Annotated in this window: 26 protein-coding genes and 1 pseudogene; 12 read left to right on the top strand and 15 right to left on the bottom strand. The window is 58.3% G+C overall.

Annotated features, from left to right (window positions below; genetic code table 11):
• Positions 1-10: 10 nt before the first annotated feature.
• From ACP3PW_RS04065 to ACP3PW_RS04075, 3 genes are all read right to left on the bottom strand, one after another.
• Positions 11-361, bottom strand: coding sequence for a pentapeptide repeat-containing protein (locus ACP3PW_RS04065; protein ID WP_426415388.1), 351 nt, complete (start codon positions 359-361; stop codon positions 11-13).
• A gap of 75 nt (positions 362-436) precedes the next feature.
• The gene (locus ACP3PW_RS04070; RefSeq protein WP_426415389.1) at positions 437-1,186 is read right to left on the bottom strand and encodes a substrate-binding periplasmic protein; all 750 of its coding nucleotides are present in this window, start codon (positions 1,184-1,186) and stop codon (positions 437-439) included.
• Between the two features lie 84 nt (positions 1,187-1,270).
• The gene (locus tag ACP3PW_RS04075; protein WP_426415390.1) at positions 1,271-1,711 is read right to left on the bottom strand and encodes an acyl-CoA thioesterase; all 441 of its coding nucleotides are present in this window, start codon (positions 1,709-1,711) and stop codon (positions 1,271-1,273) included.
• Positions 1,712-1,864: 153 nt separating this feature from the next.
• On the opposite strand from ACP3PW_RS04075, the gene ACP3PW_RS04080 reads away from it, so the two are divergent.
• Positions 1,865-2,155, top strand: a complete 291-nt coding sequence (locus ACP3PW_RS04080) for a DUF1244 domain-containing protein (protein ID WP_426415391.1) — start codon at positions 1,865-1,867, stop codon at positions 2,153-2,155.
• Positions 2,156-2,252: 97 nt separating this feature from the next.
• Here the strand turns inward: ACP3PW_RS04080 and ACP3PW_RS04085 are convergent, their stop codons facing one another.
• From ACP3PW_RS04085 to ACP3PW_RS04110, 6 genes and pseudogenes are all read right to left on the bottom strand, one after another.
• Positions 2,253-2,636 carry a CZB domain-containing protein gene (locus ACP3PW_RS04085; protein WP_426415899.1) on the bottom strand — a complete coding sequence of 128 codons (384 nt, stop codon included), beginning with the start codon at positions 2,634-2,636 and terminating at the stop codon, positions 2,253-2,255.
• A 45-nt stretch (positions 2,637-2,681) separates the two neighbouring features.
• Positions 2,682-3,350 (bottom strand): annotated as a pseudogene (locus ACP3PW_RS04090) (methyl-accepting chemotaxis protein); the annotation flags it as partial.
• 247 nt (positions 3,351-3,597) lie between these two features.
• The gene (locus tag ACP3PW_RS04095; protein ID WP_426415392.1) at positions 3,598-4,521 is read right to left on the bottom strand and encodes an SDR family NAD(P)-dependent oxidoreductase; all 924 of its coding nucleotides are present in this window, start codon (positions 4,519-4,521) and stop codon (positions 3,598-3,600) included.
• Positions 4,522-4,534: 13 nt separating this feature from the next.
• Positions 4,535-5,008, bottom strand: a complete 474-nt coding sequence (locus ACP3PW_RS04100; protein ID WP_426415393.1) for a MaoC family dehydratase — start codon at positions 5,006-5,008, stop codon at positions 4,535-4,537.
• A gap of 124 nt (positions 5,009-5,132) precedes the next feature.
• Complete coding sequence (locus ACP3PW_RS04105) at positions 5,133-5,885, bottom strand: substrate-binding periplasmic protein (RefSeq protein ID WP_426415394.1); 753 nt, start codon at positions 5,883-5,885, stop codon at positions 5,133-5,135.
• A gap of 135 nt (positions 5,886-6,020) precedes the next feature.
• Positions 6,021-7,997, bottom strand: coding sequence for an alkyl/aryl-sulfatase (locus tag ACP3PW_RS04110; RefSeq protein WP_426415395.1), 1,977 nt, complete (start codon positions 7,995-7,997; stop codon positions 6,021-6,023).
• A 199-nt stretch (positions 7,998-8,196) separates the two neighbouring features.
• On the opposite strand from ACP3PW_RS04110, the gene zntR reads away from it, so the two are divergent.
• The 3 genes from zntR to ACP3PW_RS04125 are packed head-to-tail and all read left to right on the top strand — an operon-like array spanning position 8,197 to position 10,694.
• The gene (zntR, locus tag ACP3PW_RS04115) at positions 8,197-8,616 is read left to right on the top strand and encodes a Zn(2+)-responsive transcriptional regulator (RefSeq protein WP_426415396.1); all 420 of its coding nucleotides are present in this window, start codon (positions 8,197-8,199) and stop codon (positions 8,614-8,616) included.
• Positions 8,613-9,653 (top strand): SO_0444 family Cu/Zn efflux transporter, encoded by a 1,041-nt coding sequence (locus tag ACP3PW_RS04120; RefSeq protein ID WP_426415397.1) that lies wholly within the window; start codon positions 8,613-8,615, stop codon positions 9,651-9,653. The genes zntR and ACP3PW_RS04120 overlap by 4 nt, the downstream gene beginning before the upstream one ends.
• Before the next feature lie 42 nt (positions 9,654-9,695).
• Positions 9,696-10,694 (top strand): substrate-binding domain-containing protein, encoded by a 999-nt coding sequence (locus ACP3PW_RS04125; RefSeq protein ID WP_426415398.1) that lies wholly within the window; start codon positions 9,696-9,698, stop codon positions 10,692-10,694.
• 22 nt (positions 10,695-10,716) lie between these two features.
• Here ACP3PW_RS04125 and ACP3PW_RS04130 read toward each other — a convergent pair whose 3' ends face one another.
• The 5 genes from ACP3PW_RS04130 to tkt form a co-directional block, all read right to left on the bottom strand.
• Positions 10,717-11,478, bottom strand: a complete 762-nt coding sequence (locus ACP3PW_RS04130; protein WP_426415399.1) for a substrate-binding periplasmic protein — start codon at positions 11,476-11,478, stop codon at positions 10,717-10,719.
• A gap of 181 nt (positions 11,479-11,659) precedes the next feature.
• Positions 11,660-12,724, bottom strand: coding sequence for a class II fructose-bisphosphate aldolase (fba, locus tag ACP3PW_RS04135; RefSeq protein WP_426415400.1), 1,065 nt, complete (start codon positions 12,722-12,724; stop codon positions 11,660-11,662).
• A gap of 77 nt (positions 12,725-12,801) precedes the next feature.
• Positions 12,802-13,965 carry a phosphoglycerate kinase gene (locus ACP3PW_RS04140; RefSeq protein WP_426415401.1) on the bottom strand — a complete coding sequence of 388 codons (1,164 nt, stop codon included), beginning with the start codon at positions 13,963-13,965 and terminating at the stop codon, positions 12,802-12,804.
• Positions 13,966-14,001: 36 nt separating this feature from the next.
• Positions 14,002-15,042, bottom strand: coding sequence for a type I glyceraldehyde-3-phosphate dehydrogenase (locus ACP3PW_RS04145; RefSeq protein WP_426415402.1), 1,041 nt, complete (start codon positions 15,040-15,042; stop codon positions 14,002-14,004).
• Entirely contained in the window at positions 15,042-17,045 is a 2,004-nt protein-coding gene (gene tkt, locus ACP3PW_RS04150) for a transketolase (protein WP_426415403.1), read from the bottom strand. The genes ACP3PW_RS04145 and tkt overlap by 1 nt, the downstream gene beginning before the upstream one ends.
• A gap of 244 nt (positions 17,046-17,289) precedes the next feature.
• Between tkt and ACP3PW_RS04155 the strand changes: the two genes are divergently transcribed.
• The 8 genes from ACP3PW_RS04155 to nrtS all read left to right on the top strand — a co-directional run bounded on the left by ACP3PW_RS04155 (position 17,290) and on the right by nrtS (position 24,280).
• The gene (locus ACP3PW_RS04155; RefSeq protein WP_426415404.1) at positions 17,290-18,306 is read left to right on the top strand and encodes a metalloregulator ArsR/SmtB family transcription factor; all 1,017 of its coding nucleotides are present in this window, start codon (positions 17,290-17,292) and stop codon (positions 18,304-18,306) included.
• A gap of 15 nt (positions 18,307-18,321) precedes the next feature.
• The gene (gene metK / locus ACP3PW_RS04160; protein ID WP_426415405.1) at positions 18,322-19,476 is read left to right on the top strand and encodes a methionine adenosyltransferase; all 1,155 of its coding nucleotides are present in this window, start codon (positions 18,322-18,324) and stop codon (positions 19,474-19,476) included.
• 65 nt (positions 19,477-19,541) lie between these two features.
• On the top strand, positions 19,542-20,915 hold the full coding sequence (ahcY, locus tag ACP3PW_RS04165) for an adenosylhomocysteinase (RefSeq protein ID WP_426415406.1): 1,374 nt from the start codon (positions 19,542-19,544) through the stop codon (positions 20,913-20,915).
• A 55-nt stretch (positions 20,916-20,970) separates the two neighbouring features.
• The gene (gene metF / locus ACP3PW_RS04170) at positions 20,971-21,834 is read left to right on the top strand and encodes a methylenetetrahydrofolate reductase [NAD(P)H] (RefSeq protein ID WP_426415407.1); all 864 of its coding nucleotides are present in this window, start codon (positions 20,971-20,973) and stop codon (positions 21,832-21,834) included.
• A gap of 170 nt (positions 21,835-22,004) precedes the next feature.
• The gene (locus ACP3PW_RS04175) at positions 22,005-22,454 is read left to right on the top strand and encodes a c-type cytochrome (protein ID WP_426415408.1); all 450 of its coding nucleotides are present in this window, start codon (positions 22,005-22,007) and stop codon (positions 22,452-22,454) included.
• Positions 22,455-22,541: 87 nt separating this feature from the next.
• Positions 22,542-23,213 (top strand): cytochrome b/b6 domain-containing protein, encoded by a 672-nt coding sequence (locus ACP3PW_RS04180; RefSeq protein ID WP_426415409.1) that lies wholly within the window; start codon positions 22,542-22,544, stop codon positions 23,211-23,213.
• Positions 23,214-23,306: 93 nt separating this feature from the next.
• Positions 23,307-24,035 carry a 16S rRNA (uracil(1498)-N(3))-methyltransferase gene (locus ACP3PW_RS04185; protein ID WP_426415410.1) on the top strand — a complete coding sequence of 243 codons (729 nt, stop codon included), beginning with the start codon at positions 23,307-23,309 and terminating at the stop codon, positions 24,033-24,035.
• Positions 24,032-24,280, top strand: coding sequence for a nitrate/nitrite transporter NrtS (gene nrtS, locus ACP3PW_RS04190; RefSeq protein WP_426415411.1), 249 nt, complete (start codon positions 24,032-24,034; stop codon positions 24,278-24,280). The genes ACP3PW_RS04185 and nrtS overlap by 4 nt, the downstream gene beginning before the upstream one ends.
• On the opposite strand, the gene ACP3PW_RS04195 is transcribed toward nrtS, so the two are convergent.
• On the bottom strand, positions 24,277-24,738 hold the full coding sequence (locus ACP3PW_RS04195) for a chemotaxis protein CheW (RefSeq protein WP_426415412.1): 462 nt from the start codon (positions 24,736-24,738) through the stop codon (positions 24,277-24,279). The two genes, nrtS and ACP3PW_RS04195, sit on opposite strands and share 4 nt — an antisense overlap.
• Between the last annotated feature and the right edge of the window lie 23 nt (positions 24,739-24,761).

The following is a 24,761-nucleotide window of genomic DNA, read 5'->3' on the forward strand; positions in this document are numbered from 1 at the left end:
CAACCTGTACTCAGGGGCGGTGGTAGCGCACCCGAATACCGTGCTCCATAGAGACAAGTAACTCTTCAGCACGAACCTCTACCGGAAAGAAGCAGCCGGATATCTTGGCACCCTTGAAGCTGGCTCCATTGAGATTGGTGCTGGTGAAATCGACGCCTCGGAGATCGGTATTCCGAAAATAGCAGCCCGACATATCCAGCCCCGCTGCGACCATGCCCCGCAGGTCCAGTCCGCGCAGATCGGCACCACTAAGATCTCCACTCACCCCCTGGCTCCGCTGCTGGTTAAACGCTTCTATGTTTTCATCCCTAAGCAATTGATAGAGGGGATCATCCTTGATTTGGGGGGTTTCATTACCCATGTCTTACTCCCGTGTGGGTGGTCAGGTTACGCCCCCTTAACTACAGACCTTTTTTGCCCACAAGTAAAGTAATCACTACAGGTCATTGTAACGTTCCAGCAACTGCATATAGCGACCGCTGCGGTGGAGTTGCTGCAAACCATCATTAAGGTCATCGCGTAATTGGCTGTCCACCAGAGTAACAGCGCGGGGGGAGGGAGGAAATATGGGGTGGTAGCGCACGGGTAACTCCGGCTCGCTGCCAAAGGCGCGCTGGTACCAATGCTCAAAAATTCGCAGGTCGGCCACGACCACATCGATCCGGCCGGCCATCAGCATCTTGGGCTGGATCGCCTGGTCGGCATTCTCTTTGTATTCAGGATTGCGGGCCGCCATCTCGGCAAAACGATCCCCCATGTAATCCTTCGCACCGTGAAATGCCATCACGCGGGGTTCCAAAAGGTCGTCGACGCTAAGAATCTCCCGGCCGGAGTCAATTCGGGTAATCGCAAAGTTCTGGTAGGTCAGGGTGGTATCCGATGGGTAGAGTTTGCGATTAAGCGCGCGACTGACATCGTAAGCCCGATTCACCGCAACCCCGTCAACACGACCGCTTTCGATCAACCTCGGGATGCGCAGGTTTGGACTGTAGTAAAAACGCACCTGGTGCCCTTTCAGCGCCAGGGCCTCGCGGATGATGTCGACCTCCAGACCCGCATCCTGCTCGCCCAACACATAGGGTGGCAGCGATTCGCCAATCGCTATCTCGACATCCTGGGCACATAGCGCCTGGGAGAACAGGAGAATCCCCAGTAAGCCCCAGTGTCGGGTCCAGCTTCCTTTCACGGATCTACTCCTTAATTGATCGACTCGGGAAAGTTATAGAATAAGTGCTCAATAAACCATAGACCGAGGTCAAAAGCACGGCAATTAGCCCGCTACCACCAAGCGCGCCAGGGCATCGCGCAGCTTTCCGGAAAGGGGTGAAGGCCTGCGCTGTTGTCGGTCTACAAAGACATGGGTCATAAATCCATCGGCGGCGGCCTGCGCCTCTCCACTGCGAAACAGCGCGACCTCGTAGCGCACCGAGCTATTGCCCAGCTTGCCGACCCGGACCCCCACATCCACCCGCTCGGGATACCTGAGCTCGGCATGAAACCGGCAGCCCGACTCCACTACCAGGCCAATCTGGCTACCGCGCTGAATATCCAGCCCACCCTCCTCCAGCAGATACCGATTAACCGCCGAGTCGTAGTAGGCGTAGTACACCGTGTTGTTAAAATGGCCGTAGCAATCATTGTCGTGCCAACGGCTGGCAAACTCATAGAACACAGGGTACTCATCGCGCTGGGGAGGGCGTGGCCTTGCCATGGTAATGCTCCTGATTAAAATCCAGAGGGGTCACCTTCGCAATATCTGCTGCAATGAGCAAGGTAGATCCAGCAGGAGGTTGCATCCCCACGGGGAATGCTGATACACAGGGTGTGTATCCCTAACTGACACCTACCGGAGCAACCTGACCCCATGGACAAACAAACCGAGATTGAAGCCGCCGTACTGCGCCGTCTGATCAAACACCTGGATGAGCGCAAGGATGTGCAAAATATCGACCTGATGAATCTGGCCGGCTTCTGCCGTAACTGCCTCTCCAAATGGATGGTGGCCGCTGCCGCCGATGAGGGGGTCGAGATCAACTACGAGCAGGCCCGTGAACGGGTGTATGGAGAGCCCTACAGCCAATGGAAAGATAAATACCAGCAGGAGGCGAGCGCCGAGCAGCTGGCACAATTTGCCGAGAGCCAACCCAAAGAGTAAGCACCGGGGTCGCGGGGCGGCGAGCGCCCACGCCCCCCGATCAATGCCCCTACCGCAACGTTACGCATCGGCTCGCTGCGGTTTTCAATGGCGCGAACTAGGCGCGAGCCACCTCACGCTCGAGATCGGTCAACAACCGCAGCACCTCACGGCTGGCATCTTCCATTTTGGTCAGGTAACCGAGACTGTCACCAAGATCGCCTTTTTGCTGGGCGTCGAGGGCTGAAAGCCCATTTTGGTGCACCGCCGCATGGGGCGTTTCCAGTGACCGGAAAGCATTGAATTTGCTGAAGTTTGTACTCCCTTCCCCTTCGTAATACCACTTACCCAAACGACACATGGTATGGTCCGCAAACTGCTCAATGGTCTTGTCGGACATACCCAGCATCACCTGGTATACGTCCAGCTTCCAGACGATATGATCCAGCTTTACCGTCAACAGAAAGGAGTTGTCGGTGTACTGGGTGATAACCTGATACATCTGTTGGGACAGCGCCACGATCTGGCTACTGATCTGATGGGTTTCGCTGGTACCCTGCTTCACCGACTGGCTCCTCTCGCCGATACTGCCGATACCCGACGCCACCGCATCCATCTCCAGGTTGACCTGCTCCACCAGCGCGGAGATCTCGTTGGTGGCTTCCGCCGAGCGCTGGGCCAGGGTTCTCACCTCGTCGGCGACGACCGCAAACCCCCGCCCCTGCTCACCCGCGCGGGCAGCTTCGATCGCAGCGTTGAGTGCCAGCAGGTTGGTCTGTTCCGAAATTCCCCTGATCATCGCCAGAAAACTGTTTATCCCCGACGCGGCTTGCTTGAGCTTGTTCGTCGACTCGATGGTGGTGAGGGCGTTGTCATGGATCTCCGACATCGCCTCGCTGGTAGCGACCAGTGACGCCATGACGCGATCAAACAGCTCAACCGACTGCTGAAACTGGTCACGGTGACCGCGCAACTCTGTTGCGGACTCGGCCACCTCCATGCGCACCTCATTGACCATGTCCGAGGAGCTCAGCCAGAGTTCGTTCATCTCACGCTGATGGGAGAGGACCGATTCCGACTCCACCATCGACTGCTCCACTTCCATCTGCGTCGCCTGAGCCGCCACCAACTCCTCTCGAAGCTGGTCAATCTGCTGCTGTTGCTGTTCGATAGTGCGCGCAGCCTCGTCTAAGCGGGCTTGGGATACAAAGGGCATGGCAGCCTCCTGAAAAACGGAACATTAGCCTAGTACAATGCTCGGCAAAAAACTCTGGGATTTGTCTTTAAATATAACCCATGGCAGACATTTCGCGGCGCAGGTCGCGCACGGGGCCTGCCGGGGTAAATAGTATCGGCTGATGTTGCGAAACCTTGAGTGATCGGCACGCAGTATAGCGCAGTGACAGGGCTCTGCCGGGATAGCCCTCGCGGCGACACCATTGCCTCCACCGCGGACCGTTCCACTAGTCCAACTTGACCCCCTGCGCTACCGCTGCCTTGCCAATGAATTTCAGGGTTTGCTCGCCACCGGCCTGCAACGCCTTCTGCCCCTGGGTGTCGGACAAGCGGTCCCATCCGGCCAACACATTGTCCGGGGTTTGCTGCTCCGGCGCGAGGAAGATGCCTTCTGTTTCGTAGATCCGTGCCCGCGCATAGCCTCCGGCACCGGCGCATAGAATTTGGCGCGCTGGTGCCTGCTCACTGCACAGCACCAGCAGTCCCGCAGTTACGGCTGCGGGGGTCATTACATCAAAAATTCGTTTGTCGAGTATAAGGTCTTCGGTCATTCGGGTGCCGGCGGTCGGCGCCAGCGTGTTGGTGTGAATACCGTACTTTATGCCCTCCAGATGCAGGGTATTCATCAACCCCACCAGAGCCATTTTCGCAGCGCCGTAGTTGGACTGCCCGAAGTTGCCGTAGAGACCACTGGACGAAGATGTCATCACGATACGACCGTATTGCTGCTGGCGCATCGTTTCCCACACCGCCTTGCAGCAGTGCACCGCCCCCATCACATGAACCTCCATCACCGAACGGAAGTCATCCAGCTCCATTTTGGCAAAGCTCTTATCGCGCAGGATGCCTGCGTTATTGACCAGTATGTCGACCCGCCCCCAAGCCGCCAGCGCCTGCTGAACCATCGCCTCAACGTCCACTTGCGAGGACACATTAGCGCCATTGGCGATCGCCTCGCCCCCTTGTTGCCGGATCAATGCCACCACCTCTTCGGCCGCCTCCGACGAGCGCCCACTGCCGTCCCGGGCGCCACCCAGATCGTTTACCACCACCTTGGCGCCCCGCTCGGCGAGCGCCAGTGCATGGGAGCGCCCTAGACCATTTCCCGCCCCCGTTACGATCGCTACACGCCCATCAAATCCAATGCTCATTCCGCAATTCTCCCTATTGGTCCTCGACGGCTGTGATCATCATCGTCAGCCACTCCGCCACCAGCGCCGGCTTTTGCTGGCCCCTGATTTCGATTGTTATCTCGTTTTTTAACAGAAACTGCCCCTCATTTTTCTCGCTCACACTCAGCAAGCGGGAGTGAAGACGGACCTCGCTACCCACGGCCACCGGTTGCAGGAAGCGCAGCTTGTCGCAGCCATAGTTAATGCCCATCACCACATTTTCAGGAACAACGCCCACCGATTCGCTCAGGTGAGGTATCAGGGAAAGGGTAAGAAAACCGTGGGCAATGGTACCGCCAAAGGGCGTCTGCGCGGCCCGGGCTGCATCGACGTGTATAAACTGGTGATCGAGGGTCGCCTCGGCGAAGGCGTCAACCCGCGACTGGTCGATAGGGAACCAGTCCGAACGCCCCAACTCTTTACCAACATAGTCGGACAGCTGCGCTGCCGGAACCGTTTTCAGCATGGAGACCTCCACAAGGCCATTAGGATGGAGCCATGCTGCAACGGAGCCAGATTCCACACAACCACTATCACCGGGGTGAATAGTCCAAACCACAAGCGGGGCGATAGAACCGTGCCCGTTAGGCCTAGAGGCGCCCTTCCCGCCTCAGCTTATGCCAGGCACCTTCCAGTTTGCTCATCAATTGATAGGCCTGCGGATGCTTTTTGGAGACCACAAAGCGGAGGTTATACGTGGCCAGGGGTTCATACTCCAGATTCCTCGCAACGTTGGGGTGCACCTGACTTTCAAAGGGACCCCGATAGTCGAGCAGATAGTCAATACGATCGCTTTCCAGCATCTTCGCCGCATTGGGCCGCATACGAACTACCACCGGCTCAATGCCACTGGCCGGGTCCTGGATTCTGGACATCCAGCCCCCGTAGGAGTAGCCATGATAGACCCCTACCCGCATTCCAGACAGCTGCTTCAAGTCACCAATAGGCGCCATGTCCGCTTCATGGTAGGCCCGCAGCTCAATAGTGGAGACGACCGTTTTGCTGGACAGCGTATTGGCCTTCATTCGTGCGAAGGTATCGAGTCCGATCCACAGATCGATGCGCCCCTCGACGAGGTTTTTTTCCAACCGTTTTGGGGGAAAAGAGGCGGCGGAGAGCTCATAGCCGGCGAGTTCGGCTACCTTGCGAGCCATATCAATGATCTCGCCCCGGGGTTCGCCGCGGGCATCGGTATAGAAAAAAGGGGGAAACTCGACATAGCCCAGCATCAGGCGGGACTCCGCGTGCGCAGGCAACGCCAGCAGCATCGCCACGATGGCGATACCGCAGTAACCAGCGGGCGTTACACAGCTTTGACCAACATTGGGACTGCGCTCTCGCACGGACGCCCTCCATTAGAACTCAATGAAAACCGCGGCCATCCTAGCTCAGCGAACCTCTGGCTCATGATAAACCGTTCGCTATCGCAGATGCCATGATCGCCGTCAATCAGGCTCAAAAGTGCTACACCACCTACATCAGGGCGTCACTATATTGAAGGTTGGTTCAAATTTGTGCAGCAGGCCAAACAGATTCTTGACCGCCAGCAGGCTGCCGTCGATATCGATCTCCCCGCTCACCAGCGCCCCCAGCGCCGAGTTACCCTGGGCCAGGCCGTTGAGAGTGGTGCGGTCGAGGTTCATGGTGGCGTCGGCCTCCGCCGATTGCACCCCGGCGCGATAGTTCAGCACGCCGTTGCGCAGCCACATCATGTACTGCTCGCCGGTGTCGGTGAAGTTCCAGTTGATGGTCAGTTCGGTATCCTCCGCGTCGGCGGCGTTGAGCTGCACCGCCATATAGTCAAAAAACATATCCACGCTCATCGCTGCCACAATATCCGCCGAGGCGGTACCCCGGGAACTAAACTCCAGCAAGCCGCCGCGCAGCTCCTGTGCCCCGGTCAGGTAGAAGTTACGCCAGGGGCCGCTCTCCGCCTGGAACCCCATCTGCTCGTAGCTCTGCGCCAGCAGCTCCCGTGCGGTCTGGTTGTCCGGGTCGGCAAACACCACCTTGTTGAGGACGGTGGCGGCAAAGCGGTATTCGCCCCGCTCTATATCCCCGCGCGCCTTGGTGATCACCGCCTCGCTGCCCCCCATATACTCGACAAATTTCTTCGACTCCGCCTCCGGAGGCAGGGGGTTGAGATTGGCCGGGTTGGCATCGAACCAGCCCAGGTAATACTGGTAGACCGCCTTGATATTGTGGCTCAGGGTGCCGTAGTAACCCCGGTTGGCCCATTCGCGGGCCAGCGCCGGTGGCAGCTCCAGTTGCTCGGCGATCTCCCTCGGGGTATAGCCACGGTTGGCGTAGTGCAGCGTCTGGTCGTGGATAAATTTGTACAGGTCGCGCTGCTTCTCCAGCAGGTCAACCACGTCGGCGTTACCCCACACCGGCCAGTGGTGGCTGCCCAGCATCAGCTCACTCTGCTCGCCGTAGCGCTGGATCACCTGGTCGAGGTACTTGGCCCAGTTCAGCGAGTCCCGCACCTTGGCTCCGCGCAGGGTGTAGAGGTTGTGCATCGTGTGATTGACCTCCTCGGCGATCATCAACGCCTTAAAGGCGGGAAAATAAAACACCATCTCCGACGGCGCCTCGGTGCCGGGCATGAGGAAGAACTCTACCTCAACGCCATCGATAGTAAGCCGGGTACCACTCTGTTCGATCTCGCGGGTCGGGTTGATCAGGGTGAACGTGCCCATCGCCACCGATTTACCAAGGCCCGAGCCTACATAGCCCGTAGGCCCCACCGGCAGCAGACTACCAAACATATAGCTGGCACGGCGGGTCATGGCGGCGCCGGCGAGTACATTCTCCGCAATCGCGTGCTCCATCAGCTCCGCCGGCACAATCACCGAGACCTCGCCATCGTCCACCTGCTGCTGGGTCACCACCCCCTTGATGCCGGCAAAGTGGTCGATGTGGCTGTGGGTGATGATGACGCTCTTCACCGGCTTGCGACCCAGATGCTGGTACACCAGCGCCATGCCCGCCTCGGCAGTCTCGCGGCTGGTGAGCGGGTCAATAACGATATATCCGCTCTCCCCCTCGATGATCGACATCACCGCCAGGTCGTAGCCCCGCACCTGATAGACCCGGTCGCGCACCTTAAAAAGACCATAATCACGGTTCAGGGTGGCCTGACGCCACAGGCTGGGGTTGACCGTGTCCGGCGCTTCGCCCTCGATAAAGCCGAAGCGATCCATATTCCAGGTATCGGCTGGCGTCTGGGTGGGCTCGATCACCAGGCTGTCGGGGCGAGCGACCAGCCCCCGTTCGAGCCGCTCGAAATCACGCCGGTCGTCCCAGTTGAGGGCTTCGGCATGGGCCTTATTGGCAGCCAGTGTGGCCGCGCTGGCCTTGGAGTCCGAGGCAACCGGAAGCGAAGAGTCGCTGCATCCGCTTATCAGGGAAATCAGTGCGGCGCAGCACCCCACAAAAAGGCATCGTTGGAACATGGTGTATCTCCTGTAGAGGGTTATCTGTTTTTATTATGTGGTTTTCTATTATGGGACTTTGTTGTGGCTCTTTTCCCATGGTTTTGTTTCGCCAAATAAGAGCAGATGACGCCACCGCGCACAAGCTTCCCATCAAGGCTTGACCCTTATGTTTACTTGAGGGTTTATACTCGAATAAACCTTTCCAACGGAAACCGCCATGCTAAAGATTGGACAGCTGGCGCAACAGAGTGACGTTAGTATCGCTACCTTGCGCTACTACGAAACCCAGGGGTTGCTGCAACTCCCTGCCCGCGCCACCAATGGATATCGTCTCTACCCTCCCGAAGCCCTCAAGCGGGTGCAGTTTATCCGCCGCGCCCAGGGGCTCGGATTTTCGCTGAAGGAGATCAAGGAACTGCTGTTGCTGCAGGTCGAGGCCAACCACCACAGCTGTCGGGAGGTCAAGCAGGTGGCTGAAGATAAACTGGATAAAGTGCGCCAACGTATCCACCAATTACAGGCGATCGAGCAGGCACTGCACTCTCTGGCCGCCAAGTGCTGTGGCGGCCCCGAGCACGCGGTAGGATGCTCTATTTTGCGGGAGCTCGACGGTCAGCAGAAGGTACTATCGAAATGATGACCTTTGTCGAAAACTTCATCCACCTGTTCTCCGAGGCTGCTCCCTGGTTGCTACTGGGCCTACTGTTTGCCGGGGTGTTAAAAGTCTGGATGCCGACCCGGTGGATGCAAACCCACCTGAGCCGCGAAGGCAGCGGCTCGGTGGTTAAAGCCGCATTATTGGGAGCGCCATTACCCCTCTGCTCCTGCGGCGTCATCCCCGCCGCTCTCGGCATTCGCCGCGCCGGGGCATCGCGGGGGGCGACCGTCTCCTTTTTAATATCAACCCCGGAAACCGGGGTCGACTCCATCGCCGTCACCTATGCCCTACTGGGACCACTGATGGCGATTGTACGCCCCATCGCCGCCGTCGCCAGCGCCATTACCGCCGGTCTGCTTGCAGGTAAAGGAGAGAACTGTTCTCCCACCACAACGCCAACAGCCTGCTGTGCCTCGAAGCGCTGTAGTGACACTCCAGCCCCGGATGAAACCGTTGAACCCTTACTACGGAAGCTATCGCGGGGCTTGCAGTTTGGCTTCGTTGAGATCGTCAACGACATCGCCGGATGGATGTTGGTGGGGTTACTGTTCGCCGCCGCCGTCGTCACCTGGGTTCCTCCCGACACCATCAGCCAGTGGGGGAGCGGCCTGCCCGCCATGGTGATGATGGTGCTGATCGGTATCCCTATGTACGTATGCGCAACCGCCTCCACTCCCATCGCCGCAGGCTTGATGCTGGCGGGGATCTCCCCCGGAACCGTGTTGGTGTTTATGCTCGCGGGTCCGGCCACCAACGTCTCGACCATTGCACTGGTGCACCGCGAACTGGGGATAAGAGCCCTGGTCGCTTATCTTGGTAGCGTCATCGGCGTGGCAATCCTCTTCGGCTTGGGACTGGATAGCCTGATCACGGGAGCGCTACTGCCAAACGTGGCGGCAGCGGGGGGCACACCATGGATCCCACTCTCCACTGGGGTAGCCGCCTCGGGAATACTAGTGCTGCTCTTTATGCGGGCACTCTGGCACCAAACCCTGCTCATCCTCCGGCGCTACTAGCCTATACTCGCTAACAGGAAACCTGTACAGGGAGTATGGTTAATGCGTTGGGTGTTATTGGTGTATATGCTGCTGTGGTCGCTGGGTCTGTCGGCGCAACCGCTTACCTTCGCCCTGATTCCCAAGTCCACTGACAGCCCTTTCTTTGCCCAGGCCCGCGCAGGCTGTGAGCAGGCAGCCGAGGCACTGGGTGTGCGCTGTTTGTATGTTGGCTCCCCGGACCTCGATATCCGCCAGCAAAACCACCTGGTCGAAACGTTAATGGAGGAGGGAATAGACGGCATAGCGCTCTCGGTGGCCGGTTCCGCATTTTTGGTCAACCACAGCATGCAAGCGGCGATGGCCAGCGGGTTGCCGGTAGTCACCTTTGATTCAGACTTTGCAGCGGAAGATCTGGCCCGCTACCCCGAGCTGCGCCGCGCTTATATCGGCACCGACAACTATGCCCTGGGCCATGCGATTGGCGAAGCGGTTCTACGTGAACGTCCCCGCGGTGGAAAACTCTGTGTGATTTCGGGCCACGTGCTATCTCCCAACTTGCAGCGACGAATCAATGGCCTGCGGGATGCCCTGGCCGCTGATCGGCCGGCTCCCGGTCACTCCGCGCGCCTGAATACGGCGCAATGGAGCGAGTTTTACCGCTGTCCAATGTACAGTCGCGACGACATTGCCCGCTCCCGACAGCTCACCAGCTTCGCCTTACGCGTGCACCAGGAGCATCCTGACCAGCTCGATACGGTCGCGATCCTGGGCTCCTGGCCCCAGAGTGATGCCGATGCCTATCGCCAGCTGATCGGACCCTACCTCAACGCGATCCGGAGCAAAGCCCTGGTGATGGTGATTGGGGACACATTGCCCCAGCAATTGGAGCTGCTAAACGAGGGAGGGGCCCACGCCAACATCGGTCAAAATGCCTTTGAGATGGGCCGCCAGGCGATCCACACACTGTATCGCATCGTTAAGGGCGAGTCTTATGAGAAGATAACCCATACACCGATTACCCACTGCCTGCCGGAGACCCTGTCTACCTGCACACGGTGAACAGAGGCGGTAAAAGCCGCGACTAGGGTGACTGTCTCAAATAACTGTTGATGATGTTATCGAGGCTGCCGTCGTTGCGAATCGAGTCGAGGGCGGATTGCAGTGTCTGCACCACCTCGTCCGGAGTCTCCCGGTTGAGGCCCAGGTACAGGTCTACCTTGTCGAACGTCAGAACCTGCTTGATGCCCGTCACCTTTTCCCTATTGGCCAGAAAAAGCCCGGAATAGTTGTTGGCGGCCCACAGATCGATCTTACCACTGGCCAGCTTGCTCGCGTTGAGGTGGTCGGCAACGGACTGTTGAACCCTGAACCCCTGCTCCAGCAGGTAATCGGTCAGGGCATCCCCCTTATAACCCCCTATCTTATACTTCCTGGCGTCTTCCAGAGAGTTAAGGCGAATATTGCTGCCATCACGGGCAAAGAATACCCACTCATCAGGGGCTAGGGGCCCCACCCACTTAAACAGAGGCTCTCGCTCATCGCTACGGACCATGGAAAAAACGCCAAAGCCCTCTTTTTCCATCGCTTTCTTATAGATTCGCTCCCAGGGGAATCGCAGGGTCACTTTCTGCCTGATATTAGCCCGCTTGAACATCTCTCGCACGATGCGTACAGAGATGCCATCCACGTCGTTGCCCTTGGCGTAGTTACTGCCGTTTATGGCAAAGTTGTAGGGGGGGAAATTTTCAGTTTGGAGCGAGAGAATATAGTTCGGCGGTATCTCGGCATGCGCAGTCGTGACGACACACACTAACCCCAAGAGAGCCCAGACCAAGCGCTTCATACTTCCCCCACTTGTTTGTTGTTATGACACAGCTATCCATCTTTTGTACATCTATTCAGCGGGATCAGCAACCATCCCTTGGCTAAAGATACACAAATTCAACACGGCCCCCCAAAATAACGAAGGATCCACTAAAAAGGCGGCCGGAGCCGCCTTTTTCACCTACTGAAACTCCATCACATCACAGGATGCGCGGATCCAGTTCACCGCTTTGGTATCGATCAAACATGGTATCGAGGCTGTCTACCTTGATCTTCGACGCATTGCCCGCCGTCCCAAACGCTTCGTAGCGAGCAAGACAGATCTCGGTCATTGCACGGGTTGTTTGCAGCAGGTATTTACGGGGATCAAACTCCGAAGGATTTTGGGCCAGGAAACGACGCACTGCGCCGGTTGACGCCAAACGCAGGTCGGTATCGATATTGACCTTGCGCACCCCGTGCTTAATCCCCTCACAGATCTGCTCCACCGGGACGCCGTATGTTTCCGGGATTTCGCCACCAAACTCGTTAATAACCTTGAGCCACTCCTGGGGGACCGAGCTGGAGCCGTGCATCACCAGGTGGGTGCCGGGAATACGCTGGTGAATCGCCTTGATACGATCGATCGCCAGGATGTCACCGGTAGGAGGACGAGTAAATTTGTACGCACCGTGGCTGGTGCCGCAGGCAATGGCCAGGGCATCGACCCCCGTCGCCTGCACGAAATCAGCCGCCTCATCAGGGTCCGTCAGCATCTGCTCATGGCTGAGGGTACCTTCGGCGCCCACGCCATCCTCCTCCCCGGCTTGCCCGGTTTCGAGGGACCCCAGACAACCCAGCTCACCCTCTACCGAAACACCACAGGCGTGTGCCATCTCAACAGTGCGGCGGGTAACGTCGACGTTGTATTCGTAACTGGAGGGCGTTTTGCCATCATCCATCAACGAGCCATCCATCATCACCGATGAGAACCCCAGTTGAATGGAGCGCTGGCACACCGTGGGGGAGGTGCCATGGTCCTGGTGCATGCACACAGGAATATGGGGGAACTCCTCAATGGCCGCGAGAATCAGGTGACGCAGGAAAGGCGCCCCCGCGTACTTGCGCGCTCCCGCCGAAGCCTGCACGATAACCGGGCTATCGGTACGGTCAGCCGCCTCCATAATGGCGCGCATCTGCTCCAGGTTGTTGACGTTATACGCCGGGACGCCATATCCATACTCGGCGGCGTGGTCCAGCAATTGACGCATGCTCACTAAAGCCATGATGATTCCTCAGTCTGTCAAAAAATAGGGGGCCGCAGGCCTGTTGCCTGGGGCCGAAATCTGGGTAAGAAGGCGCGTTAGCTGCGCGCGCGTTCTTCCAGTATAGCTACTGCCGGCAGGGTTTTACCCTCTACAAACTCGAGAAAGGCACCACCACCGGTAGAGATATAGGAAACCTTGTCTGCGATATTGTACTTATCGACCGCCGCCAGGGTGTCCCCCCCTCCGGCGATGGAGAACGCACTGCTGCCAGCAATCGCCAACGACATCGCTTTGGTGCCCTCGCCAAACTGGTCAAACTCGAAGACCCCCACCGGTCCATTCCAGATAATGGTGCGGGCCTCCTTCAGCGCCTCGGCGAACAGCGCCGCAGTCTGCGGGCCCACATCGAAGATCATGTCATCCTCGGTCACCGCATCCACGCTCTTGAGCTCGGCGGGAGCATCTTCAGAAAATTGTTTGCCCGTTACCACATCTACCGGCATGGGGATCTCAACCTTTTCCAGCAGCGCCCTGGCCTGGGGAATAAGGTCGGCTTCGTAGAGCGACTTACCCACCGGCTTACCGATCGCGGCCAGGAAGGTGTTGGCGATACCGCCCCCCACGATCATCCGGTCCACGACCGTAGACAGGCTCTCCAACACGGTTAACTTGGTCGACACCTTGGATCCACCGACGATGGCCAATAGCGGCCGCTCCGGGTTGTCCAGCGCCTTACCCAGGGCGTCGAGCTCGGCGGCCAGCAACGGTCCGGCACAGGCGACCGGTGCAAATCTGGCCACACCGTGGGTAGAGGCCTGGGCGCGGTGGGCGGTGCCAAAGGCATCCATAACGAACAGGTCGCACAGTGCTGCATAGGATTTCGACAGCGCTTCGTCATCGCTTTTCTCGCCCGCGTTAAAGCGCACGTTTTCCAGCAGCACCAGTTCACCTTCAGCGACCTCAACCCCCTGCAGGTAATCGGCCTCCAGGCGCACGGGCATTCCCAACAACGTCGACAGGTGATCCGCAACCGGCTGCAGGGAAAATTCTGCGGCGGCTTGTCCCTCTACGGGCCGTCCAAGGTGCGACATGACCATTACCCGGGCACCCGCATCGAGGGCCTGGCGAATGGTGGGCAGGGCAGCACGGATTCGCGCATCCGAAGTTACCCTGTCATCTTTTACCGGCACATTGAGGTCTTCACGGATCAGCACTCGCTTACCCGCCAGATCCAGCTCGCTCATCTTTATTACAGACATCACTCGGTTCCTTTATCGGTCGACCCGCTGGGCCATTTAAGGGATAGGTTGTGGATTATCGAGGGCTGCGGCCAACCAGTAAGCGGCCACATCCAGCATGCGGTTGCTGTAGCCCCACTCGTTATCAAACCAGGCCACCAGCTTCACCATACGATCTCCGCACACCCGGGTCTGGGTTGCATCGATGGTGGCCGAATGGCGGTCGTGGTTAAAGTCTACCGAAGCCAGGGGTTCATCGCTGAATCCCAGTAGTCCCCGCAAGGGACCTCGACTCGCCTCCTGGAGCAAGCGGTTGAGCGCCGATGTGTCGATACTCCGGGACAGGTTCAGGGTTACATCCATCAGCGATACGTTGCTGGTCGGGACCCGCATGTGCAGCGCCTGAAAACGCCCCGCCAGCTCGGGCAACAAACGATCAATACCCAGCGCCAGCCCGGTATCGATAGGGACAATCGACTGCATCGCACTGCGTGCCAGACGCAGGTCGCTGTGGTGGCGGGAGTCGATCACCGGTTGGTCGTTCATCGCCGAGTGGATGGTGGTGATCATGCCCTGTTCGATGCCCAACTGTTCATGCAACAGGCGCAACACCGGCACGATCCCGTTGGTGGTGCACGAGGCATTAGAAACGACTTTCTGCTCCGCTCCCAGCATGTGCTCATTGAAACCATACACCAGGGTAGCATCCACGGCGCCGGCCGTTGGGCGAGAGATCAGCAAGCGTCCCGCGCCACTATCGAGGTGACGCTGACCATGCACCCGGTCAGGGCAGGTGCCTGTGCACTCCAGCACCAAATCTACTCCCAGCTCGCGCCAGGGCAGGCGGGCCGGGTTTTCTTCATTGAACACCCGAATCAGGTCACTACCGATTAACAGCCCGTCATCCCCCTGTTCGACCGGCAGTGGAAAACGTCCGTGGGTGGTGTCGTAGCGGGTCAGGTAGGTCACCGTGGCGAGGTCAGAGAGCTCGTTGATCGCCACAGGTTGAAGGCGGTCACGGTAGCCGCACTCGTATAGCGCACGCAATATACACTGGCCTATGCGGCCGTAACCATTGATCGCGATTCGATAGGCCATCAGTCGACTGAGAGCAGCTCCTCGCAGACGCTGACCAGGTTCTCGACGGTAAAGCCAAACTCCCGGAACAGGTCCGCAGCGGGGGCCGACTCGCCAAACGTGGTCATGCCGATAACCCGTCCGTCGAGACCCACGTACTTATACCAGTAGTCGGCGTGCCCCGCTTCGATCGCAACCCGGGAGGAAACCTCCAGCGGCAGCACCGATAGGCGGTATTCCACATCCTGCTCCTCGAAACGTTCGGTACAGGGCATGGACACGATTCGTACTTTTGCCCCCTGGCTACGCAGCTGCTCGGCTCCGTCTCGTGCCAATCCCACCTCGGAACCGGTAGCGATCAGGATCAGCTCGGGGGTTCCTTCACAATCGCTGAGAATGTATCCGCCGCGCTCGACATTGGCCAATTGCGCGGCATCGCGAGGCTGGTGTGGCAGATTTTGGCGCGAGAAGATCAAGGCCGAGGGCCCATCGGCGCGCTCCAGCGCACTCTTCCAGGCCACTGCCGACTCGACGGTGTCGCAGGGACGCCAGGTGTTCATATTGGGGGTGGTACGCAAGCTGGTGAGCTGCTCAATCGGTTGGTGGGTAGGGCCGTCTTCACCCAGACCAATGGAGTCGTGAGTGAAAACAAAGATGCTGCGCTGCTTCATCAACGCCGCCATCCGCACCGCATTACGTGCGTACTCCATAAAGATCAGGAAGGTGGCACCATAGGGCACGAAGCCGCCATGGAGAGCAATACCGTTCATGATGGCGCTCATACCAAATTCGCGCACCCCGTAAAACAGGTAGTTTCCGCTAGCATCCTCTTTGCTGATCCCTTTGCAGCCACCCCACAGGGTCAGGTTGGAGCCGGCAAGATCGGCGGAGCCGCCAAGCAGCTCCGGCAACAGGGGCCCAAAGGCATTGAGGGAGTTCTGCGATGCCTTGCGGCTGGCAATAGTGGCGCCCTCCGCCTGGCACTGCTCGATGTAAGACTGTGCGTTGGCCGCAAAGTCTGCTGGCAGCTCGCCACGACTGCGGCGCAGAAACTCGGCCGCCAGCTCCGGATAAGCTTTTTGGTAGGCTGCGAAGGCCTCGTTCCAGCTTGCCTCACGAGCAGCCCCGGCCTCTTTGGCATCCCATTGGGCGTACAGCTCGGCGGGAACTTCAAACGCTCCATGCTCCCAACCCAGGCGCGCGCGGGTCAAGGCGATCTCGTCGTCACCCAGGGGCGCGCCGTGGCAATCCTCCTTGCCCTCCTTGTTAGGCGAGCCGAAGCCGATAATGGTTTTGCAGCAGATCAGGGTCGGTTGATCGGAGTTGGCTCGGGCCTGCTCAAGGGCGGCGGCAATGGCGTCTGCATCGTGGCCATCCACCGCAGGAATCACCTGCCAGCCGTAGGCTTCAAAGCGCTTGGGGGTATCGTCGGTAAACCAACCCTCAACCTCACCGTCGATGGAGATGCCGTTATCGTCATAGAACGCGATCAGCTTACCGAGCCCCAGAGTACCGGCCAACGAACAGACCTCGTGGGAGATCCCCTCCATCAGGCAACCGTCGCCGAGGAACACATAGGTGTTGTGGTCCACGATCTCATGGCCGTTACGATTAAACTGCGCGGCCAATGCCTTCTCAGCCACAGCCATACCCACGGCGTTAGCTATGCCCTGCCCCAAGGGGCCGGTGGTGGTCTCTACGCCAGGCGCATAGCCGTACTCGGGGTGGCCGGCGGTCTTGGCGTGCAGTTGGCGAAAACTCTTCAGGTCTTCGATGCCCAGATCGTACCCGGTCAGATGCAGCAGGGAGTAGATCAGCATCGAGCCGTGACCGTTGGACAACACAAAACGATCACGGTTGGCCCAGTTGGGATTGGCGGGGTTGTGTTGCAAGTAGTCCCCCCAAAGCACTTCAGCAATATCGGCCATGCCCATAGGGGCTCCGGGGTGTCCACTTTTTGCTTTTTGCACAGCATCCATACTCAAGGCACGAATGGCGTTAGCTCGCAGGCGACGGGAAGACATAAGGGGGAGGCTCCTGTAAGGAATTGGAGGTAGGACCGTAGGGGAAAATTGGGGCGGTATTTTCCCCTTTATTACTGCCAGCGGCAATAAATTGAACAAAAAAATCACAGTTTTTACCCCTCAGCCTCGCCAATAGCTCCGAATTGCCCTTAATTGGACCCGCAAATCCACTTCGAAGACCCTATATCAAAATATTTCGATATAGATCTTGCCGCCCTACCCAGTCGCTGCTAGACTTCGCTCCATGTTAGCCTCCAACCCCTGCGCAACCCTGCCCACACCCGACAATTTCGAGCTACTTGCCCGTCTGTGCAAGGCGAGTGCCGACCCACTGCGCTTGCAGGTACTGCGCGTGCTCAAAAGCAACTCTTTCGGGGTACTGGAACTCTGCGCCATTTTTAACGTTAAACAATCCGGCATGAGCCACCATCTCAAGGTGTTGTCGACCGCAGGGTTGGTAGACACTCGCCGCGAAGGCAACTCCATTTTCTATCGCCGCGCACTGGCGGATGCGACCGAGGTCGGCGCAGAGCTGCAGTCAAGCCTGTTTCATAGCCTCGACGAGATCGGACTCGATGCCGACATTCAGCAACGCGTGGAAACCATCCACCAACAACGCGCACAAAGCTCCCGCGAGTTTTTCGCCCGCCACGCCGACAAGTTTCGCCAACAGCAAGAGCTGATCGTCGACTACCGCCAATACGCAGACAGTGCGCGCGACCTGCTGCTCGGTGGCACACTCGATAACAACACCGTTATTGAGATCGGTCCGGGTGAGGGTGAGTTCCTGGCAGAGCTCGCGCCCCGTTTTAAGCGGGTCTATGGAATTGATAACGCCCGCGTCATGCTTGATCAGGCACAGGCCTTTGCCCAGCGCCAGCGGCTTGAGAACATCACCTTTATTCATGGCACAAGCGCCGACGCACTGCAGCAGGGGCTGCGGGCCGATGCGATTGTGATCAATATGGTCTTGCACCACGTCCCCTCTCCCGCCGAACTGATTGAGGAAGCCGCCACGCTACTCAACCCTGGCGGCCGCCTGGTAATCACCGATCTCTGCTCCCACGACCAGAACTGGGTGCGCGATGCCTGCGGCGATCTCTGGTTGGGGTTCGAACCCGATGAATTTTCCACCTGGGCGCAGCACGCCGGGTTGGCTCCCGGTAACAGCCTCTACCTGGGGCAACGTAACGGTTTTCAGGTGCAGGTATGTCGTTTTGACAAGCCAGCAACCCCTATTCACACACAGCACATTGCTTAGATACAGGAAAACGCCATGAGCGAATATTCAATCTTTACCTCCGAGTCGGTTTCTGAAGGTCATCCGGACAAGATGGCAGACCAGATCTCCGATGCGATTCTCGACGCCATCATCAAAGACGACCCTAACGCCCGGGTCGCCGTTGAAACCATGGTCAAGACCGGCATGGCGGTCGTCGCCGGAGAGGTTCGCACCTCAACTTACGTCGATCTGGAAGATGTCGTGCGCGATGTCATCCTCGACATCGGCTACAACAGCTCCGACGTCGGTTTTGATGGCGCTTCCTGCGCGGTATTGAATGCCATTGGCAAACAATCCCACGACATCGCCATGGGCGTTGATGAAGGCGACAGCAAAGACCTGGGAGCAGGTGACCAGGGACTGATGTTTGGTTACGCTACCAACGAAACCGAAGTGCTGATGCCCGCTCCCATCTTCTACTCTCACCGTCTGGTTGAGCGTCAGGCCCAGTTGCGTAAGAAGAACGTGTTGCCCTGGTTGCGCCCCGACGCCAAGAGTCAGGTCACTCTGCGCTACGAAAACGGCAAGCCGGTTGCCATCGAGGCGGTCGTGCTCTCCACCCAGCACGACGCCAACATCAAGCAGGAAGATCTGCGCGAAGCCGTACTGGAAGAGATCGTCAAGCCGGTACTGCCTGCTGAGTGGCTGCACGCTGGCACCCAATTCCATATCAACCCAACCGGGCAGTTTATTATTGGTGGCCCCGTGGGTGACTGCGGCCTCACCGGGCGCAAGATCATCGTCGATACCTACGGCGGCGCGGCGCGCCACGGCGGTGGTGCTTTCTCCGGCAAGGACCCATCCAAGGTCGATCGCTCGGCTGCCTACGCTGGCCGTTATGTTGCCAAGAATATCGTTGCGGCGGGCCTCGCTGATCGCTGCGAAATCCAGGTTTCCTACGCCATCGGTGTCGCCGAGCCTACCTCTATTTCGGTCAACACCTTCGGTACCGGTAAATTGAGTGATGAGGCGATCGGCACTCTGGTGCGCGAACATTTCGACCTGCGTCCCCAGGGCCTGATCGATATGCTCGATCTGCGCCGCCCCATCTATCGTGCCACTGCGGCCTACGGCCACTTCGGCCGGGAAGGTGAAAACTTCACCTGGGAAAAGACCGACAAAGCAGCTGATCTCGCCAAGGCGCTGTAAACCACCCCCTCTATATACTGGTAACCGGTAAAGACCGGTTGCCTCGCCAAACACAGGAATATCCAATGAGTACTTTTACCGATTACAAAGTCGCCGACCTATCCCTCGCCGCATGGGGCCGTAAAGAGATCGACATCGCCGAAACCGAAATGCCGGCGCTGATGGCGCTGCGCGCCAAGCACGCGGCCAACAAGCCACTGACCGGTGCACGCATCATGGGCTGCATCCACATGACCATCCAGACCGCGGTGCTGATCGAGACCCTGATCGAACTGGGGGCCGATGTGCGCTGGTCCTCCTGCAACATCTTCTCCACCCAGGATCACGCTGCGGCGGCGATTGCTGCGGCCGGCATCCCGGTGTTCGCCTGGAAGGGTGAGACTGAAGAGGAGTTCTGGTGGTGCATCGAGCAGACCGTGCAGAAGGAGGGTGCCGACTGGGGTGCCAACATGATCCTTGACGACGGCGGCGACCTTACCCAGATCCTGCATGAAAAATACCCTGCTATCCTGGCCAACTGCCACGGCATCTCCGAGGAGACCACCACCGGTGTTCACCGCTTGCTGGAGATGCTCGAAGAGGGCTCACTCAAGGTACCGGCGATCAACGTCAACGACTCTATCACCAAGAGCAAGAACGACAACAAATACGGTTGCCGCCACAGCCTTAACGATGCCATCAAGCGTGGTACCGATCACCTGCTGTCCGGAAAGAAGGCACTCGTCATCGGTTACGGCGATGTGGGTAAGGGCTCCGCCGCTTCCCTGCGCCAGGAGGGCATGATCGTTCGTGTGACCGAAATCGATCCGATCTGCGCCATGCAGGCCTGCATGGATGGATATGAGGTGGTTTCCCCCTATATCGACGGCATTAACACCGGTGAACTCTCCTGCATCAATACCCAGCTAATGGGCACCACCGACCTGATCGTTACCACCACCGGCAACACCAATGTCTGCGATAGGAATATGCTGCAAACATTGAAAAACGGCGCGGTCGTCAGCAACATCGGTCACTTCGACAACGAGATCGACACCGCCTACATGCGCGAAAACTGGGAGTGGGACGAAATTAAGCCCCAGGTCCACAAGATCTACCGCGACCGCGCCAGCAAAGATCACCTGATCCTGCTGTCTGAGGGCCGCCTGGTTAACCTGGGCAATGCCACCGGCCACCCGTCCCGGGTCATGGATGGCTCTTTTGCGGATCAGGTTCTGGCGCAGCTGTACCTGTGGGACAGGAAGTTTGCAGACCTGCCTGAAGCCGAACGTGCTGCCAACATCTATGTCAAAGTGCTACCCAAGAAACTGGACGAAGAGGTCGCTCGCCATATGGTCGAGGGCTTTGGTGGCGTTATCACCCGCCTCACCGATACCCAGGCCAGCTATATCAAGGTCGACGTAGACGGTCCTTACAAGACCGACGACTACAAGTACTAAGCCGTCCATTCGGGGGCGACAGGCAGGTTGCCCCCGCACATAAAAAGACCATGACATGAACACACAAAACGAATTTAGCAAACGCTACAGCTTCGAGTTCTTTCCTACCAAAACCGATGCCGGCGCCGAGAAGCTGCTAGCAACTGCCCAGCAGTTGGCGCAATACCAGCCTGATTTCTTCTCCGTGACCTATGGTGCGGGTGGTTCAACCCGTAACCGTACCCTGAGTACGGTGATCGATGCCCAGCAAAATACGGGAATCCCTACGGCGCCCCACCTCTCGTGTGTCGGCGACAGTAAAGAGGAGATCATCGGCCTGCTGGATCACTACAAAGCGAACGATATTAACCGTATCGTTGCCCTTCGCGGCGACCTTCCCTCGGGCATGGGGCTGGCCAACAGCGAGGTCCGCTATGCGAATGAGCTCGTTAGCCTGATCCGTGAACACAGCGGCGATCATTTCGAGATCGAAGTCGCAGCCTATCCAGAGGTGCACCCGCAAGCGCCCAACTTTGAGCAGGACCTGCTTAATTTCAAGCGCAAGGTGGAGGCCGGGGCCGATGCGGCCATTACCCAGTATTTTTTCAGCGCCGATAGCTATTTTCACTTCATCGATCGCTGCGAGTCACTCGGTATCAATATACCCATCATGCCCGGCATCATGCCTATCACCAACTACTCCAAGTTGGCTCGGTTCTCCGACGCCTGCGGCGCGGAGATTCCGCGTTGGGTTCGCAAACAGCTTGAAGCCTACGGTGATGACATCGAGTCGATCCAGCGCTTTGGAGAAGAGGTGGTCACCCGCATGTGCGAGCGCTTGCTACAGGGCGGGGCCCCAGGCCTGCACTTTTATACGCTCAATCAGGCCGCCCCCAGCCTGGCGATCTGGAACAACCTCAGCCTGAGCGAACGCCGTTAGGTCGGTTGCCGGCCTTTTTAAGGGGCCGGCACCTCCCCTTCCTGTCAAAAGCCGATGGTGTGACTATGTCACATTGTATTCCTGACTAAACGACTATACTTTACCGGGTCGGGCCGCTTCGTTGAGCAGACATCCCGGCTATCCCATCGTCGAATCTGGAGTATTTGCTTATGAAATTACGCCCCTTAATCCTTAGCCTCTGCGCCTCCTCCATGTTGATGGCGCCGGTTGCACTGCAGGCCGCAGAGACAAACCCCAACATTGTTCACCGCCAGGGTATCTTTAAAACAGTTGGTGGCCATATGACCGCACTCAAGTCCATTCTCGTCCTCGGATTTGATGCACAAAAAGACGTCAGCTACCACGCTCAGGGCATTCTGGATGCCTTCGCCCATATGGGTAACTCATTCCCCCCCGGCTCCGACAAAGGCGAAACCAAAGCGCGCAAGGAGATCTGGGAGGACATGGATACCTTCAAGCAGCGCGGCAAGGACCTGCGGATGGCAGCGCAAGCGTTGAAAGACGCATCCGCCGACAAGGCCGCGTCGCTGGATGCCTTCAAGAAAATGGGTAAAGCCTGTAAGGCGTGCCACGACGATTTCCGTAAGAAAAAGAAATAGCCCTACGTATCGCCGGGTATCCGGACAGACCATCGTCACCCGGATACCGGCCACCCTCCCTGTTCCGTTAGCTTGTCACACTATACCATGAGAAAAACCATACCCACCTGGGACCTCCCCACCCGGATTTTTCACTGGACACTGGTGATATTGATCGCCAATGCCTGGGTCTCCTGGAAGTGGGCTGACATCGAGATGCTGTGGCATATGTGGAACGGCTATGCGCTGCTGACACTGGTTCTGTTTCGGCTTCTGTGGGGCATCTGGGGCAGCAGCACTGCGCGCTTTACCCATTTTGTTCGTGGCCCTTCGGCAGTGTTTCGCTACCTGAACATCCTGCGCGGAGGCACCCATCCCCGCTATCTTGGCCACAATCCCGCGGGGGCACTGTCGGTGATCGCACTGCTGGCGCTGGTGGGATTGCAGGGCAGCTTCGGCCTGTTTGCCAGCGACGATATACTGGTCGAGGGGCCACTGGCCTCTCTCGTCAGCTCCGACTGGCAGGAGCAGCTCGGCAGTTGGCACCACAAAGGCTTCTACATTATTTTAACGGTCGCCGGACTCCACGTTGGCGCGGTGTTCGCCTACCTTCTGCTCGCCAAGGACAACCTCGTCAAGCCAATGATTACCGGGCACAAAGAGCCGCATCAGGTCCCGGACGGTGAATCCGCATACATCGCTCCTCTTTGGCTGGCAGCTGTTACGCTGCTGCTCGCCGCCGGACTGGTTTGGCTCGGCGTCAATATCTGGACCCTCTAGGCGCTATTACAGCGCCCCGACAGCCAACTCACCCTCCCGTGCACTCCACCCACCGTGCTATGCTCGCAGGATTTAGTCGCCTGGGGTTCCCCTATGAGAAATCCGCGTATTTACCTCCCTCAACCGATGGTGGTTGATAGCCACTTTGATCTTAGCGAGGGGGCCGCCAATCATGTCGCCCGGGTACTGCGTATGAAAGCAGGTGACCCACTGGTGCTGTTCGATGGTGAGGACAACGGTTTCCAGGCCCGGATTCTCGAGGTCCACAAACGCAGGGTCAGGGTTGAGATCACCAGCGAACTGGTGAGCGGGACCGAAACACCGCTGCCGGTGCATCTTGGGCAGGTGATGTCACGGGGGGACCGTATGGATTGGGCCATCCAGAAAGCCACCGAGATGGGTGTTAACGAAATTACGCCGCTCTACAGCGAGCGTTGCGAGGTTAGGCTTAATCCAGAAAGGGCCCGCAAACGCCTTGCCCACTGGCAACAGATTGCGGTGAGCGCCTGCGAACAATGTGGTCGTAATCGCGTTCCCAAACTACATCCCCCGCTGCCGATAGAGCAGTGGAGCGGCGCCCAAAGCAGCGATCTCAAGCTGGTGCTCCACCACCGTACGGAGCAGTCGTTAGCCAGCCACCCGGCACCACAACAGGTTTCACTGTTGATAGGGCCCGAAGGGGGGTTAAGTCCGCAGGAGATCGCCGACGCCCTGGACGCAGGCTTTCATGGCACCGCGTTGGGACCCCGGGTCCTGCGCACCGAGACCGCGCCAGTAGCGGCACTGGCGCTGATTCAGTATCTATGGGGGGATATTGGATGAGTATGGACGACAGCTGGCTCTACTGTGCGACTCGCACCCCGGTGGTAAAACGGGCGCTACGAGTCGCCATTATCGTGGGTACACTGCTGGTTCTTATCAATTACGCTGACCGAATCATGGAGGTGGAGTTAACCCAGCTCGATGCTATCAAGATGCTCCTCACCTATCTGGTGCCCTACTGCGTATCGACCTGGTCAGCAGTGGCCACCCTTCGCCATCACAAACCGTCGGCGGGCCGCCACTAACTCGCCTGGGCGTCGGCGATCATAGACTCCAGGGTCACAAGATCAGGGATCAGTGCCTCTTCGCCGCTGACATGAACGATGACCGCACCACAATCGCCGACATCACGCTCCTGGGGGACCGCCTCCTCGGGGCCAACCCGTACCGCGTGGGGAATGCCCTCAACCACCACCCCATAAAAGGGCAGTGAGTCCTTGCCGCTAATGCCGTTTAGCACCAGCGTACGCTGCGATGGCTGGGCCCGGTCGAAGATATCCCCATTAGCGCCCTCAAAGCTGACCAAGGGAATATTTTGATCCCGCCAAATGATATTACCCAAAAACCATTCCGGCTTGCCCTCAGTGCTCTGGGGCGGAACGTAGCCCACCAACTCGGCAACCACCACGTTGGGCACCAGTAGCTGGGCCTCTCGTAATGGGACCATCAAACCCGAGATCGCCTCTTCCGTTGTTTCGCTCATTCTATTCCTACTCCAATGCCGAA

Source organism: Aestuariirhabdus sp. LZHN29 (assembly GCF_049985285.1).
Classification (GTDB): Bacteria; Pseudomonadota; Gammaproteobacteria; order Pseudomonadales; family Aestuariirhabdaceae; genus Aestuariirhabdus.